Origin of the sequence: Nocardia sp. NPDC058176 (genome assembly GCF_042883805.1) — a bacterium.
GTDB lineage: Bacteria > Actinomycetota > Actinomycetes > Mycobacteriales > Mycobacteriaceae > Nocardia.
Window position 1 is genome coordinate 1,187,896 of sequence record NZ_JBHVVA010000002.1, and the last position, 14,484, is coordinate 1,202,379.

At 67.1% G+C, this 14,484-nt stretch carries 11 protein-coding genes; 7 read left to right on the top strand and 4 right to left on the bottom strand.

Translation table 11 applies throughout. The annotated features are described in order from the left end of the window. Positions 1 to 65: 65 nt before the first annotated feature. The 7 genes from ACFVVM_RS18045 (at position 66) to ACFVVM_RS18075 (ending at position 8,346) form a co-directional block, all read left to right on the top strand. Positions 66 to 1,346 (top strand): serine hydrolase domain-containing protein, encoded by a 1,281-nt coding sequence (locus tag ACFVVM_RS18045; RefSeq protein ID WP_387619103.1) that lies wholly within the window; start codon positions 66 to 68, stop codon positions 1,344 to 1,346. A 7-nt stretch (positions 1,347 to 1,353) separates the two neighbouring features. Next, positions 1,354 to 2,733, top strand: coding sequence for a cytochrome P450 (locus ACFVVM_RS18050; RefSeq protein WP_387619106.1), 1,380 nt, complete (start codon positions 1,354 to 1,356; stop codon positions 2,731 to 2,733). Between the two features lie 303 nt (positions 2,734 to 3,036). Continuing rightward, entirely contained in the window at positions 3,037 to 3,924 is an 888-nt protein-coding gene (locus ACFVVM_RS18055) for a L,D-transpeptidase (RefSeq protein WP_387619109.1), read from the top strand. Between the two features lie 81 nt (positions 3,925 to 4,005). Continuing rightward, positions 4,006 to 4,998 (top strand): carbohydrate ABC transporter permease, encoded by a 993-nt coding sequence (locus tag ACFVVM_RS18060; RefSeq protein WP_387619295.1) that lies wholly within the window; start codon positions 4,006 to 4,008, stop codon positions 4,996 to 4,998. Beyond that, the gene (locus ACFVVM_RS18065) at positions 4,995 to 5,861 is read left to right on the top strand and encodes a carbohydrate ABC transporter permease (RefSeq protein WP_387619112.1); all 867 of its coding nucleotides are present in this window, start codon (positions 4,995 to 4,997) and stop codon (positions 5,859 to 5,861) included. Before ACFVVM_RS18060 ends, ACFVVM_RS18065 begins: the two co-directional genes overlap by 4 nt. 19 nt (positions 5,862 to 5,880) lie before the next feature. After that, positions 5,881 to 7,209, top strand: a complete 1,329-nt coding sequence (locus tag ACFVVM_RS18070) for an ABC transporter substrate-binding protein (RefSeq protein ID WP_387619115.1) — start codon at positions 5,881 to 5,883, stop codon at positions 7,207 to 7,209. Between the two features lie 60 nt (positions 7,210 to 7,269). Next, complete coding sequence (locus tag ACFVVM_RS18075; protein WP_387619118.1) at positions 7,270 to 8,346, top strand: ABC transporter ATP-binding protein; 1,077 nt, start codon at positions 7,270 to 7,272, stop codon at positions 8,344 to 8,346. A 3-nt stretch (positions 8,347 to 8,349) separates the two neighbouring features. Here ACFVVM_RS18075 and ACFVVM_RS18080 read toward each other — a convergent pair whose 3' ends face one another. From ACFVVM_RS18080 to ACFVVM_RS18095, 4 genes are all read right to left on the bottom strand, one after another. Next, positions 8,350 to 9,540 carry a Fic family protein gene (locus ACFVVM_RS18080; RefSeq protein ID WP_387619121.1) on the bottom strand — a complete coding sequence of 397 codons (1,191 nt, stop codon included), beginning with the start codon at positions 9,538 to 9,540 and terminating at the stop codon, positions 8,350 to 8,352. Positions 9,541 to 9,668: 128 nt separating this feature from the next. Beyond that, the gene (locus ACFVVM_RS18085) at positions 9,669 to 10,421 is read right to left on the bottom strand and encodes an MBL fold metallo-hydrolase (protein ID WP_387619124.1); all 753 of its coding nucleotides are present in this window, start codon (positions 10,419 to 10,421) and stop codon (positions 9,669 to 9,671) included. 82 nt (positions 10,422 to 10,503) lie between these two features. Next, positions 10,504 to 12,519 (bottom strand): M13 family metallopeptidase, encoded by a 2,016-nt coding sequence (locus tag ACFVVM_RS18090; protein WP_387619127.1) that lies wholly within the window; start codon positions 12,517 to 12,519, stop codon positions 10,504 to 10,506. 61 nt (positions 12,520 to 12,580) lie between these two features. Beyond that, the gene (locus ACFVVM_RS18095; RefSeq protein ID WP_387619298.1) at positions 12,581 to 14,332 is read right to left on the bottom strand and encodes a PQQ-binding-like beta-propeller repeat protein; all 1,752 of its coding nucleotides are present in this window, start codon (positions 14,330 to 14,332) and stop codon (positions 12,581 to 12,583) included. Positions 14,333 to 14,484: the final 152 nt, after the last annotated feature.

The following is a 14,484-nucleotide window of genomic DNA, read 5'->3' on the forward strand; positions in this document are numbered from 1 at the left end:
CCGGACACTGCGTTACCCTTGGGATTCCGGCCTCCCGGGTCGGCCTGCATCAGGAGGTGAACCCGATGGTGGCAGCAACGGCGGGAGATTTCGGCCCACTGACCAGACCCGGCGCGCTCGCGGCGCCGCGGCAGATGCTCATCGATCCGCGCTTCATCCGGCTCGCCGACCATTTCTTCGGCATGTTCCCGCAGCCGAGTCGCGGTGGGGGAGCGCTGGCGGTCTACCTCGACGGCCGACCGGTGGTGGATGTCTGGGCGGGCTGGGCGGCCAAGGATCAGCGCTGGCACGGCGAGCACGTCGCACTCACCTTCTCCACCGGCAAGGGCGTGGCCGCCACGGTGCTGCACCGGCTGGCCGAACGTGGCCTCATCGACTACGAGGCACCGGTTGCCCGGTATTGGCCGGAGTTCGCCGCGCACGGCAAGGCCGACATCACCGTGCGCGATGTGCTCTCGCACCGGGCCGGACTGCACCGGGTGCGCGGGCTGGTGCCGGGGCGCGAGGGGATTCTCGACTACGGCGCGGTGGTGAACGCGCTGGCCGAGAGCCCCGCCGACCCGCGCCGCATCCGCACCTCGGGCTATCACGCGATCACCTTCGGCTGGCTGGTCGCCGAGATCGTGCAGCGGGTGACCGGCGATCCGTTCACCGAGGTGCTGCGCCGAGAAGTGGCTCAGCCCTTGGGAATCGACGAGTTCTGGTTCCAGGTTCCGGCCGCGCAGCGGCACCGGATCGCCAAGATCTTCCCGCACCTGGCGCCGCCGGGTATCCGCTGGAACACCGCGTCCTCGGTGCTGTCGTGGGTGCGGCCGATCCGTGGGCTGGCCGAGGCGGGCATGCCGGAGAGCTTCGACGAACTGGTCCGCGACCCGCGCGTGCACGACGCGGTGATGCCCGGCTGGAACGGGGTGTTCTCGGCGCGGGCGCTGGCCAGGATGTACGGCGCGCTCGCCAACGAGGGTGTGGTGTACGGCGGTGACGCCGAGCATCGGCCGAAGTCGGGGAACCCGGCGGTGTCGCTGCTGCGCCCGGAGACGGTCGAGACGATCAACCGGACCCAGCAGACCGAGAGCCGTGACTACGTCCTCGGCCTGCCGCTGCGGTTCACCCTCGGCTATCACCGGCCGGTGCTGATGACCAAGCAGCAGCCGCGAAACGCGTTCGGCCACTACGGTGTCGGCGGTTCCGGCGCCTACGCCGATCCGGAGCTGCGGATGTCGATCGCGTTCGTCACCAACCGGCTCGGCAATGCCGTCACCGCCCTCGGCGACGCCCGCCTGGCCAAGCTGGCGGCGCTCGCGCAGGGCACCGTGCGTCGAACCGGGGGCCCGCGGCGGCCGTAGTACCGGTATGAGCGCGCAGAGGTGGGCACCGCCACGGTGGTCGTTGCTGCACGGCGCGGCCGCCGGGCACGATTTCGAGGGCTACCTGCGGCGACGGGCCGCGCGCGGTGATCCCTTCGCGGTCGGTTTCCCCGGATTTCCGCCGGTGCTGTTCACGGGGACGTCCGAGGGCGCGCGTGAGTTGTTCCGGGCGCCGGTGGAGTTGCTGGAACCGCCACGGCCCAATCCGATCGAGCCGATGGTCGGCGCCGCCTCGCTCATCCTGAGCTCTGGTCCGCGACACCGGGCCGACCGCGCACTGCTCGCGCCGGCGCTGCACGGTGCGCGGGTGCGGGGACTGGGCGAGGTCATCCGGGAGGCGACGCTGCTGGAGATCGAAAAGGGCTGTGGCCCTGGAGTTTCCTGGCAGGTGGGTGGCCGGATCGATGCGCTCGCCGCGAGCCGTGCGATCACCCTGCGGGTCATCCTCGCCGCTGTGTTCGGAACCGGTGGGGATCGTCGCGCCGAATATGCCGGTGCGGTCACCGATTTCCTCGCCGCGTTCACCACGCCGCTGCTGGTCGCGCCCGTATTACGCCGTGGCATGGGCGGTTTCGGACCGTGGGCGCGATTCGTCGCGGCTCGTGAGCGGCTCGACCGGCTCATCCTCGCCGATGTCGCGCGGCGTCGACGCGTGCGCTCCGAAACAGACGACAGCACCGGTGACGGCGTTGGTGGCGTGGGGCACGGTGGCGACCTGCTCGACCTGCTGCTCGACATCCGCTATGACGACGGTTCCCCACTCACCGACACCGAGCTGTGCGAGCAGCTGCGGACGCTGATCGTCGCCGGTCACGAGACGACCGCGACCACGCTGACCTGGGCGCTCTACCACCTGCACCGGGAGCGCGGACTACGCGATCGGGTCGTCGCCGAACTGCCCGCAGCGAGCGGTGATCCGGCCGAACAAGCTCGGCTACCGCTGCTCGACGCGGTCTGCCAGGAGACGCTGCGGTTGCATCCGCCGGTACCCATCGTGTTGCGCCGGATCCGGCAGCCGTGGCGGTGGCGCGGGATCGACATCGCCGCTGGTCAGACGATCGGCCTGGCGGTCGGCGTCCTGCACGGTCAGCCCGCGACCTGGCCCGCGCCGCGGCTGTTCCATCCCGACCGCTTCCTCGACCGCAAGGTCTCGCCGTTCGAATTCGCGCCCTTCGGCGGCGGACATCGCCGCTGCCTGGGCGCCACGCTGGCCGAATACGAACTGCGCGTCGTGCTGGCGACCCTGCTGACCGGGGTCCGGTTGCGCCTCGAACCCGGGCTCGCCCTCGGTGCCCGGCCACGGACCGTGCCGCGGAATCTGGCGACCGCGCCGAATCGAGCGATCCACTTCACACGAACGCAGTGATCTCGCTCACTGCGGGTTTGAAGCTCACACCGATGTGTTTCCACCCTGCTCCCCGGCCCCGGTTCCAACTCGCCGCCGTGAGCGCGGCGTTTGCCGAAAGCCGGTGGATAACAAGACGTTATGTGACCCACAGCACATAGTTGCCGGTCTGTTATCGCCGGGTCGCGCCGCTGGCACGTTGTCACCTCGGGCGGGTAGGAATGAGCGGTCAGGGTCGGGGCGTCGTTACCCCGTGGAGACCCGTTGCGGCCTCCGCGTCACTTACGAAGATCTCGCGCCGCAGCACGCGGAACGAGAGATGGAATGGACGAGATACCTATGCACAACGAGGCAAATACGCAGCAATCGCACTGGCTTCGCCGGGGCCTGCTGCTGTCGGCAGCGTTCGCCGCGACCGGCGCCCTGGTCGCCGTGCCTGCCCACGCCGAGCCGACCCTGCCGGGCTTCGGCTCCGGTTCCAGCCAGCCCGCGGTCGACCAGCCCGCGCAGGCGCCGTTCGCGCCGCCGAACATCAACATCGCCGACGGCGAGACCGTTGGTGTCGCACAGCCGATCATCATCACCTTCAAGGAGCCGGTCGAGGACCGCGCCGCCGCCGAGCGGGCCATCAAGGTCACCTCGAGCACGAACGCGCCCGGCCACTTCTACTGGACCGGCACCAAGCAGGTGCGCTGGAAGCCCACCGAGTTCTGGCCCGCCAACACCGACGTCACCGTCGTCGCGGGCGGCACCTCCAGCTCGTTCCACATCGGTGACGCGTTCGTCGCCTACGTCGACGACAACACCAAGACGATCTCGGTGACCGTCAACGGTGAGGTCGTCAAGGAGATGCCGACCTCGCTGGGCAAGCCCGGCTACGAGACCCCCAACGGCACCTACATCGTCGGCGAGCGGCTCGAGCAGATGACGATGGACTCCTCCACCTACGGCGTGCCGGTCACCGACCCCGAGGGCTACAAGCTCGAGGTCGAGTACGCGACCAGGCTGTCCAACAGCGGCATCTTCCTGCACGCCGCGCCGTGGTCGGTCGGCCAGCAGGGCTACTCCAACGCCAGCCACGGCTGCCTGAACGTGAGCACCGAGAACGCCAAGTGGTTCCTGGAGAACTCGCGCCGCGGCGACGCCGTGGTCGTGACCAACACCCAGGGCGGCACCCTCAGCGCCGGTGACGGTCTGGGCGACTGGAACTAGCCCTTTTCGGACGAGAGCCGAACAATACGATCTTTCCGGTCGGATTGTTCGGCTCTTTGCTGTACTCGGCCTGTGCGCCCGATGTTCAGCAGGTCGGCGGTCCAGGTTAACCGGACGTTCGCCGTGCGCCGTAAAGCTGCCGCGGTGCGTAGCAGTCCAGAGCGGGTCCTCCCCGCACCGAGAGGCCGCGGGCTGAGAAATCGCCCCTGGCAAGACTATGCGCTGTTCCTGGTACTGGTCGTGCCGAACCTGGCGCTGTTGACGCTGTTCGTTTACCGCCCGCTGGCCGACAACATCCGGCTCTCGTTCACCGACTGGAACATCGCCGACCCAATTGCGAAACCAATTGGTTTCGCAAATTATATCGAGTGGTGGCAGCGCGACGATTCCTGGAAGGTCGTCAGCAATACGGTGATATTCACCGTCGCGGCGGTCGTGGTGAGCATGGCGCTCGGTCTCGCGCTCGCCCTGTTGTTGGATCGGAAATTGTTCGGGCGCAATGTGGTTCGCTCGGCCATCTTCGCGCCGTTCGTGATTTCGGGCGCGGCGATCGGCGTGGCTTTCCAATTCGTCTTCGATCCGAGTTTCGGTCTGGTACAAGACGTCCTGCACCGCCTCGGGGTCGAGCGGGTGCCGGATTTCTATCAGGACCCGCACTGGGCGCTGTTCATGGTGACGATCACCTACATCTGGAAGAACCTCGGCTACACTTTCGTGATCTACCTGGCCGCGCTGCAGGGCGTGCGCGCCGAGCTGATGGAAGCCGCCGAGATGGACGGCGCGAGCCGGTGGACCACCTTCACCAAAGTCCTGCTGCCCCAGCTGCGGCCGACCACGTTCTTCCTGTCGATCACGGTGCTGCTCAACTCGCTGCAGGTCTTCGACATCATCAACGTCATGACCCGCGGCGGGCCGCTGGGCAACGGCACCACGACCATGGTGTTCCAGGTCTACGAGGAGTCCTTCCGCAACTTCCGGGCCGGCTACGGCGCGACCGTCGCCACGATCATGTTCCTGGTACTGCTGGTGGTCACGCTGATCCAGGTGCGCGTGATGGATCGGGGCGAGCGATGAAACACGTTGGACCGCAGACACTGTCGTATCGGCGCCGCGAGCGCGCGGTCACCGTCCTCGGCTACGCGGCGATGGTGTGCGTGCTGATCCTGATCGGCGTTCCGCTGTTCTGGATCCTGATCACCTCGTTCAAGGACCGGCCCGACATCTACACCCAGCCCGCGGTGTACTGGCCCAACAGCTGGCATCCGGAGAACTACGAGCGCGCCACCAGCACGGTCCCGTTCTGGACCTTCCTGCGCAACTCGCTGTTCGTCACCGGCGTGGTGTCGGTGGTGAAGTTCGTGCTCGGCGTGTTCAGCGCCTACGGCCTGGTGTTCCTGCGCTTCCCCGGCAAGAACATCGTGTTCCTGGTGATCATCGCCGCGCTGATGGTGCCCAACCAGATCACCGTCATCTCCAACTACGCGCTCATCGCGCAGCTGGGCTGGCGAAACACCTTCCAGGGCATCATCATTCCGCTCTGCGGCGTCGCCTTCGGCACCTTCCTGATGCGCAACCACTTCCTGTCGCTGCCCGGTGAGGTCATCGAGGCCGCGCGCATGGACGGCGCCAACTGGTGGCGGCTGCTGACCAGGGTGGTGCTGCCCATGTCGGGGCCCACGATGGTCGCGTTCGCGGTCGTCACGCTAGTCAACGAGTGGAACGAGTACCTGTGGCCGTTCCTGATGGCCGACTCCACCGATGTCGCGACGCTGCCGGTGGGCCTGACCCTGCTGCAGAACACCGAGAACCCCAGCGTCACCAACTGGGGCCCGGTGATGGCGGGCACCGTGCTGACCATGCTGCCGATTCTCATCGTCTTCCTCGCCCTGCAACGTCACATGATCAAAGGCCTCACCTCCGGTGCGGTCAAGGGTTGATTCTCGAACGGAGATCCACGTGTCCACTTCACGATTCCCGGCGCTGAGCCGCCGTGGCTTCCTCGGTCTGACCGGCGGTGTCGCCGCGGGCCTCGCGCTCACCGCGTGCGCGGGCACCGGCGGTTCATCGGGTGGTTCCGGTGACGCGAACACCATCACCTTCTGGTCCAACCACCCCGGCACCTCCAAGGAACTCGAACTCGAGCTGATCAAGCGCTTCGAGGCGAAGTTCCCCGAGCTGAAGGTGAACCTGGTCGACGCGGGCAAGAACTACGAGGAGGTGGCGCAGAAGTTCAACGCCGCGCTCACCGGCGGTGACCTGCCCGATGTGGTCGTGCTCTCCGACGTGTGGTGGTTCAACTACGCGCTCTCGGCGGCGATCGAGCCGCTCGACGGCCACTTCGGCGACGCGGGCGTGCAGCTCGACGACTACGTCGACTCCCTCGCCGCCGACTACCTCTTCGACGGCAAGCATTACGCGCTGCCCTACGCCCGCTCGACCCCGCTGTTCTACTACAACAAGGACGTGTGGTCCGCGGCCGGCCTGCCCGATCGCGGCCCCGAGTCCTGGCAGGAATTCGACGAGTGGGGTCCGCGCCTGCAGACCGTCGTCGGCGGCGGCAAGTTCGCGCATGCCTGGGGCGACGCCAAGAACTACCTCGGCTGGACCTTCCAGGGCCCGAACTGGACCTTCGGCGGCGCCTACTCCGACGAATGGGCACTGAAGTTCACCGAGCCCGGCAGCATCGCCGCGGCCACCTACCTGCGCGATTCGATCAACGTCAAGAAGTACGCGGCGATCCGCCCGCAGATCGCGGTCGACTTCGGCACCGGCGTCGCCGCCTCCACCATCGCCTCCACCGGCGACCTGACCGGCATCAAGAAGAACGCCGACGGCAAGTTCGAGTTCGGCACCGCGTTCCTGCCGCACCCCAACGGGCCCGGCGTGACCACCGGTGGCGCCGGTCTTGCCGTGCCGTCGCGGATCTCCGACGAGCGAAAGGTGAACGCGCTCAAGTTCATCGAGTTCATCACCAACGGCGCCAACACCGCGTACTTCACGCAGGGCACCGGGTACATGCCGGTGCGCAAGTCGGCCGTCAACGATCCGACCGAGATCGAGTTCCTCGCGAAGAACCCCAACTCCAAGGTCGCGATCGACCAGCTGGCGGTGTCGAAGTCCCAGGACTACGCGCGCGTGTTCGTGCCCGGCGCCGACCAGATCATCGGCACCGGCTACGAGCAGATCGGCCTGCAGAACGCCGATCCGGCCACGGTGCTGGCCAAGGTGGCCGCCGACGTGCAGACGATCATCGACCGGCAGATCACCCCGAAACTGCCCAAGTAGTCCCCACGGGCCGGTGGTCTCGTGCCACCGGCCCGTTCGTTTTCCCCAGGAGAATTCCCCATGGCGACAGTGCAGTTCGACGGTGTGACCCACCGCTACCCCGGTGCCGAGACCCCCGCTGTCGACGCGCTCGACCTCGACATCGCCGACGGCGAGTTCCTCGTGCTCGTCGGTCCGTCGGGCTGTGGGAAGTCGACGAGCCTGCGCATGCTGGCCGGGCTGGAATCGGTGGAGGCCGGGTCCATCCGGATCGGCGATCGTGATGTCACCGGGCTGCCGCCGCGCGCCCGCGATGTGGCGATGGTGTTCCAGAGCTACGCGCTCTACCCGAACATGACCGTCGCCGAGAACATGGGCTTCGCGCTGCGCAATGCGGGAATGAGCAAGTCCGACACGCTGATTCGGGTGCGCGAGGCGGCGGCCATGCTGGAGCTGGAACCGCTGCTGGATCGCAAACCGGCCAAGCTGTCGGGTGGTCAGCGTCAGCGTGTGGCCATGGGGCGCGCCATCGTTCGTCGTCCCCAGGTGTTCTGCATGGACGAACCGCTGTCCAACCTGGACGCGAAACTGCGGGTGAGCACCCGCTCCCAGATCGCCGCGCTGCAACAGCGTCTCGGCACCACGACGGTCTACGTCACCCACGATCAGGTGGAGGCGATGACGATGGGTCATCGCGTCGCGGTGCTGCGCGACGGCACGCTCCAGCAGATCGCTTCTCCCCGTGAGCTCTACGACGACCCCGTCAACACCTTCGTCGCCGGTTTCATCGGCTCGCCCGGCATGAACCTGCTCGAAGCCCCCGTCGTCGACGGTCACGCCGTCCTCGACGGCCTCCGAATCCCCGTGCCGCGCACCATCTCCGGCCCTCGAGTGATCCTCGGCATCCGCCCGGAAGCCTGGACGGTCACCACCGACCCCGAAGGCATCACCGTCGTCGCCGAACTCCTCGAAGAACTCGGCGCCGAATCCTTCGTCTACACCCACGGCGCGGGCACCGACTGGGCCACCCGCTCCGGCAAGATCGTCGTCCGCGTCGACCGCCGCTTCCGAACCACCCTCGGCGAAACCCTCCACCTCCGCCCCACCACCAGCGAAATCTTCTTCTTCGACGCCGAAACCGAAGCCCGCGTGCGCTAGTCGTCAGATGCCTTCGGCGCTGCGCCGACCGATCGCGGCACTGAGGGCATCGAGTTCGGCCAGGATGTCGGTTGCCGCCCAGACACGGTTGCGTTTGGACTCCGACAGCAGGTCGAGGATGCCCACCTCGGTCAGGCGGTCGAGCGCCCGATAGGTGTTGGCGTCGGTGGTTCCGGTGATGCGATTCGCGGTGTCGATGTTGAGAATCGGCTGGTCGAGCAGATTCGCGAGCAGCCTCTCGTCGGACGACCCGGCCCGCGGGCGGGCGATGTCGCGCCACCGCTGCGGAAGATCGGCCAGGGTCAGGGCCGAATCGGCAGCGGCCTCGCTGGAGTGCACGGCGGCGAGCGCCACATACTCGACCGATTCGTCCACCTTCCCGCTGCGAAAGCCATCCAACTGGGCAAAGTAGCGGGCGGTGTCCGCCAGCATCACCGATGCCATCGGAACCGTGACCCGGCTTGTCAGGCCCCGTCTGCGCAGAATCGCGCTGATCAGGGCGCGACCGATGCGGCCGTTGCCGTCGACGAACGGATGAATCGATTCGAACTGCGCGTGCGCGATGGCGGCCTGGGCAAGAATCGGCAGGTCACGGCGTTGTGCGAACGTCAGGAGGTCGTCCATCAGCTCGGGCACGAGTTCCGGCGGCGGTGGCACGTACAGCGCGTCGATCGGCGTGTAGTCGCTGCCACCTATCCAATTCTGGACATCGCGGAAGCGGCCGGAATCGCGGGCGGCGTAGTAGTCGGGTGCCATGAGAAGGCGGTGTGCGCCGAGCAGTCCCTCGACGGTGATCGGGCCCGTACCCGCCGCATCGACCAGCGCGATCAGTGCTTGCACCGCGGCCAGTTGGGATTTGGCTTCGTCACTGGCCTTGGCGCCACCGATCGCCTTTCCGAATGCTCGCCAGCCCGCATCGATGTGTTCGATCTTCGACGAGGCGACGGACTCACTGCGCAGCAAGAAGTCCCCCAGCGGGGCGAGATACTGTCCGTACCCGGCTTCGAGGCGCGCGACGGCGATCACTGCCGCTTCGTGCGCACGCGCCACCGGACCGGTCGGGTCGTAGTCGAGGTCGGCGATACGAGGGGGGATCGACACCGCGATGCGATCGAGCGTGCGCTCGGCACGACTACCCTGCCGCTGGTGGGGTGCCCAGTCGACTTCCTCGATTCGGTGTGCGGGCCAGTTCATGTCAGCGGCGCCCGAAAGGTACAGCAGTCATCTCGTTACTATACTTTGAGTACAGTAAACGATAGTAGTAGACGCCATACAGTCATTTGGGCGCTCCGTGCGCACCGGGACGAGTTCGGGCGTATGCGTCAGGTCCGCTGGTGTGCGGCGCTCTCGCGGGCACGGGCCACGGCGGCGGCGATGCCATTGGTCCAGACCGGTCCGTGCCCGGGGAGGACGAGGTCGGCGGGGACGGGTTCGAGGGCTGTATAGCTGTCGATCGTGGCGGGGGTGCTGTGGTTGAAGAAGTTCGGGAGGGGTTGGGGGCCGGTGAGTTTCGACGTGGGGTGGGCGGTGACGAGGGTGTCGCCGGTGGCGATGGCGCCTGCGGTGGGGAGGTGGTAGGCGGTGTGGCCGGAGGTGTGGCCCGGGGTGGGGATGGGGATGGGGTGGCCGGGGAGGTCGAGGGGGCCTTCGGTGGGGAAGGGTTGGATGTGGGGGACCGGGTTTTTGCGGAGGCCGCCGGCGGCGGTGATGCGGGTGGCCCAGCCGAGAGTGCTGCGGTCGGTGAGGCGTTTGATCACGTCGAGAGGGGTGGCGGATTCGTGGTGTTCGCCGCGGGCGTGGGCGGCTTCGGTTTCACTGGTGTAGACCGGGATCGCGTATTCGCGGTGCAGGTGGTTCAGGGCGCCGACGTGGTCGAGGTGGGCGTGGGTGAGCAGGATGGCGGTGATGTCTTCGGGGCGGTGGCCGAGGGCGCGGATCGATTTCTCGATGGTCGCGGCGTCGCCGTGCCAGCCGGCGTCGATCAGGGTGAGGTCGCGGCCGTCGCGGAGCACGAACATGTTCACGTCGGTGCCGCGGATCAGGAAGACGTTGTCGGCGACCTGTTCATAGCGCATAGCTGATCCTATTCTGGGCCAACGCTTTCCGACGCGAAGATCCCCGGTCCGGCGACGTGGCCGCACGGACCGGGGACCGCGGTCACCAGATCGTCACGCGCTCAGCGGGATCGAGGAACAGCTTGTCCTCGGGCGAGACCTCGAACGCCTCGTAGAAGCTGTCGATATTGCGCACCACCGCATTGCAGCGGAACTCCGGCGGCGAATGCGGGTCGACGGCGAGGCGGCGGATGGCCTCTTCCTGCCGTGCCTTGGTGCGCCACACCTGCGCCCAGCCGTAGAACACCCGCTGCAGACCGGTGAGCCCGTCGATGACCGGCGGCTCCACGCCGTCGAGCGAGATCTTGTACGCGGCAAGGGCAATCGAGAGACCGCCCAGGTCACCGATGTTCTCGCCGATCGTGAACTCACCATTGACGGTGTGCTCGTCGGCCAGATCGGCGGGGGAGAGCACGTTGTACTGCTCGATCAAAGCCTTGGTGCGCTTGCCGAATTCGGCGCGGTCGGCATCTGTCCACCAGTCCTTCATGTTGCCGTCGCCGTCGTACTTGGCGCCCTGATCGTCGAAGCCGTGGCCGATCTCGTGACCGATCACCGCGCCGATACCGCCGTAGTTGGCCGCGTCGTCGGCGTTCATGTCGAAGAACGGCGGCTGCAGGATCGCGGCGGGGAAGACGATCTCGTTCATGCCGGGGTTGTAGTAGGCGTTCACCGTCTGCGGGGTCATGAACCACTCGCCGCGGTCGACCTCACCGCCCAGCTTGCCCAGGTCACGGTCGTGATCGGCGGCGTAGCCACGGCGGTAGTTGCCGACCAGGTCGGCCGGATCGATCTCGACCGCGGAGTAGTCACGCCAGGTGTCGGGGTAGCCGATCTTGGGGGTGAACTTCTCCAGCTTGGTCAGCGCGGCGGCGCGGGTATCGGGGCCCATCCACTCGAGCTCGGCGATGTTGCGGCGGTAGGCCTCCTGCAGATTGGCCACCAGCTCGACCATCCGCGCCTTGGCCTGCGGCGGAAAGTGCCTGGCCACATACAGTTTGCCGACGGCCTCGCCGAGCAGCTCCTGCACCAGCGACACACCACGCTTCCAGCGCTCGCGGTTCTCCTGGGCGCCGGTGAGGGTGCGGCCGTAGAAGTCGAAGTTCTCGGCGACGATCTCGTCGGTCAGGAACGGTGCCCTGGCGTGCAGCACCTGCGAGACGGCCCAGGCCTGCCAATCCGCCTGCGGCACATCGGCCCACGCGCGGGCGAAGGCGCGCACGTAATCGGGCTGGCGGACCACGAGCTCGGCGAACAGTTCGGCGCCCGCGCGATCGAGTCCGGCGGCGATCGCCTCGACCCAAGCGGCCCAGTCGAATTCGGGATGCTCGGCGGCGAGATCGGCGAAAGTGGTGAGGTTGTAGCTCTTCTCGGCATCGCGGCGGCGCACGACATCCCAATGTCCCGCTGCCAGTGTGCGTTCCAGCTCGAACACGCGACGGGCGGCGTCCTCGGCGTCGGCGGGCACCAGCCCGGCCAGTGCCGGATCGGCGGCGGCGATGGTGAACATCTTCACCAGGTGCGCGCGGTAGGCGTCGCGGATCTCGGCGAATTCGTCCTGGCGATAGTAGGACTCGTCGGGCAGGCCGATGCCCGACTGGGTCGCGTGCACCAGGTAGCGGGTGGAGTCCTTGTCGTCGGTGTCGACGTAGTAGCCGAGCGCGCCGCGCACACCGGTGCGCTGCAGGCGGCCGAGCAGCGCGGCGAAGGCGCTCGGATCGGCGACCTCGGCGATGGCGCGCAGCTCGTCGGCGACGGGGGTGAACCCGGCCGCGGCGACGGCGTCGGTGTTCATGAAGCTCGAGTACAGGTCACCGATCTTGCGCGCATCGGCGTCGTCGGCGGCACCGGCCGCGCTGTCCTGGATGATCACCTGCACATCGAGCTCGGCCTGGTCGTAGAGCGTGCGGAAGGCACCGTCGACCGCGCGGTCGGCCGGGATCTCGTACCCGGCCAGCCACTGGCCGTTGACGTGCGCGAACAGATCGTCCTGCACCCGCACATCCTGATCACGGAAGGACAGATCGATACCGGAGGGAGCGCTCAGATCTGAAGTCACGGTCCCCAGTATGCCGAATATCGGGCAAGCGGCGGTGGGTATGGGATCGCTGGTACGCCTGTTATCGGATGCCGATTATCACGAGAGATCCGTCTTCACCAGGTAGAACGAGGAGCAGGGAGCCGTTCACCGGGATCAGGGCCGAATTGGCATACCAGTAGTCCCCGCCGTACATGGGCCAATCCACCGGGATATCGATCGGCTCTTCGCGGATGCCGGCGCGGTCCCATGTACGGAGCTTGGTGTACTCGGGGCCACGGTAGCCGTCCGCGTGCGAGAGCTGCACGAGTTGATCGGTAAGGAAGATCGAGTGTGACCACAGTTCCTGGTTGTCCAGATCCACTCGCGAGTCCGAAAGGACCGGGCCCATCGCTGCCTCGGCGACCGACACCAGATGGCTTGTGATGGCGTACCGGTCACTCGGCCATTCGCGTCCCGCCAGAAGTTCTGCCCCGTCACCAGTGGCGCCGAGTACCTTGCTCAGTCCCGCCACCTCGAGTAGCGGAGCATCGGCCAGCTGATCGGGCTCGGTGACGACGAGCACGGCTGGGTCGCCGTCTCGGCGAGCGGCCGGAAACTCCACGACGAGCGAGTTCCCGCTCGGGACGACTCGGCCATCGTGAAAGCGCGGCGAGTCCGCGCCCGCTGGCTCCCGCCCGAACTCTCTGGTGGCGATGATGTTTCCAGTTTCGGGATGAATCGCCGTGATGTGCGACCAATACGGCCTTTCGGCCTCGTCCCGGCACTCACGCACCTGATAGAGACCAGCCGAAGTCATCACCGTGCGATCGAGCGAGCAATACGGCACCGAGGTGTCGGAAAGCCAGAGCCGCCGCCCGGTCCGCGGTTCGAATGCCGCGATCTCGACGCCGTCTCCGCGCAGCAGCGGCCTCGGCGCGCTACTTGGCACCACCCAGGGGTAGGAAACCAGGTCGAAGTCGTCGATCCCCTCCGAAGACTTCGCCGTCCACAAGGTTTCGCCAGTTGTGGCGTCGAAGGCGACGGTCCCGATCTTCTCCCAGTTCGTGACAACCACGTCACCCCCATCAGTGCTGAGCAGTGAGTAGTCCAGGCGCCGCAACGAAGAGGAGCCCTGATCGCTGCGCTGGTAGTGCCACCGCTGCTCGCCGGTCAGGCCGTCATAGGCGATGATGCCGGATTTCGTTCCGATGACGAACCCAGCAGTAGTCGCGACGATCTCGTATCTGTCACGGGTGGACGAGAAGTTCTCGCGGTCCAGGACGAACCGGAAGGCTTCGCCGCTCACCCGCGCCGGTACCGCGAGCGCCTCGGCCGACCCAGCCGTCGAACGGTCGATGTTCGTGTTGTCGTCGCCCAATCGGAGGGCACCGACCGCGGCCGCCGTCGACACCAGCAGTCCGGCCACCAGCGAGCAGCCGAGAACGCGCAACGGCAACTGCCGGCCATACCTGATGCGGATGGCGCCGATGATCGCCGGGAGCAGAGCCACGCCGGCCAACAGATACGCGGCGGCGGCCATCGGTGGTCGCGGTGAGAAGGGATAGAACCCCCGGACCACCGACCAAGCCTTTACCGCGTTCCACGGCTCGCCCAGCCCGAGCATGGCACCGACAACCAGCACGATCATCGAAACGATCCAGATGTCGATACTGAAATCGGTTTCCGCGCTGGGATCGGGTCGTCGCCCGAGCACGACCAACACCACCAGACCGACGGCGACGATGGCCCCGACGACAGCCCCGGTGAGTGCGACCCGTTCGGCGACACCGACTATCGCTGTCCTGTGCCAGTCGCCGAGCGCCACATCCTCGGTGCCGAATCGACTCCACATCCCGAGCACGGTCGCCCCGATGCCGAGCCCGATACCCAGCCCGGCCAGACCAGCCGGCCACCCCGCCCTCGGCACGCTGGACTCCGAGTCCGATTTCTCACCGTCCACTGACACGATTCCCCCTGATACCTCGCCCCGCAGAAGGTATCAGT

Excerpts from the sequence above, each read along its gene's own strand:
- ACFVVM_RS18045 (WP_387619103.1), top strand. The coding sequence starts at position 66 with ATGGTGGCAGCAACGGCGGGAGATTTCGGCCCACTGACCAGACCCGGC.
- ACFVVM_RS18050 (WP_387619106.1), top strand. The coding sequence starts at position 1,354 with ATGAGCGCGCAGAGGTGGGCACCGCCACGGTGGTCGTTGCTGCACGGC.
- ACFVVM_RS18055 (WP_387619109.1), top strand. The coding sequence starts at position 3,037 with ATGGACGAGATACCTATGCACAACGAGGCAAATACGCAGCAATCGCAC.
- ACFVVM_RS18060 (WP_387619295.1), top strand. The coding sequence starts at position 4,006 with ATGTTCAGCAGGTCGGCGGTCCAGGTTAACCGGACGTTCGCCGTGCGC.
- ACFVVM_RS18065 (WP_387619112.1), top strand. The coding sequence starts at position 4,995 with ATGAAACACGTTGGACCGCAGACACTGTCGTATCGGCGCCGCGAGCGC.
- ACFVVM_RS18075 (WP_387619118.1), top strand. The coding sequence starts at position 7,270 with ATGGCGACAGTGCAGTTCGACGGTGTGACCCACCGCTACCCCGGTGCC.
- ACFVVM_RS18080 (WP_387619121.1), bottom strand. The coding sequence starts at position 9,540 with ATGAACTGGCCCGCACACCGAATCGAGGAAGTCGACTGGGCACCCCAC.
- ACFVVM_RS18085 (WP_387619124.1), bottom strand. The coding sequence starts at position 10,421 with ATGCGCTATGAACAGGTCGCCGACAACGTCTTCCTGATCCGCGGCACC.
- ACFVVM_RS18095 (WP_387619298.1), bottom strand. The coding sequence starts at position 14,332 with ATGTGGAGTCGATTCGGCACCGAGGATGTGGCGCTCGGCGACTGGCAC.